Raw genomic sequence first — 365 nt, forward strand, 5'->3', positions numbered from 1 at the left:
GCAACGACGTGCTCACGGGGCTGTCCGGCGCCGATGTGCTCCTGGGCGAGGTGGGCAACGATGTGCTCGCCGGCGGCGCGGGCAAGGACGTGCTCACCGGCGGGGCCGGCCAGGATGTGTTCGTGTTCGACAGCCGTCCCAATAAGACGGCGAACGTTGATCGGATCGAGGACTTCAAGGTGGCGGACGACACGCTTCATCTGGCCAAGAGCGTGTTCACGAAGATGGCGAAGAAGGGCGTGATCAAGAGTGCTGAGTTCTACCAGGGGCCGAAGGCGCACGATCGGGACGACCGCCTGATCTACGACAAGAAGACGGGGGCCTTGTACTACGATGCCGACGGCACCGGCGCACAGGCTCAGATC

Annotated in this window: 1 protein-coding gene; it reads left to right on the top strand. The window is 64.1% G+C overall.

Going from position 1 to position 365, the window contains the following annotated elements:
- On the top strand, positions 1-365 hold a 365-nt coding region (locus tag AB4Y85_RS19495; protein WP_441986557.1), incomplete at both ends, for a M10 family metallopeptidase C-terminal domain-containing protein.

The organism is Microvirga sp. 2YAF29 (genome assembly GCF_052114605.1).
Classification (GTDB): Bacteria; Pseudomonadota; Alphaproteobacteria; order Rhizobiales; family Beijerinckiaceae; genus Microvirga.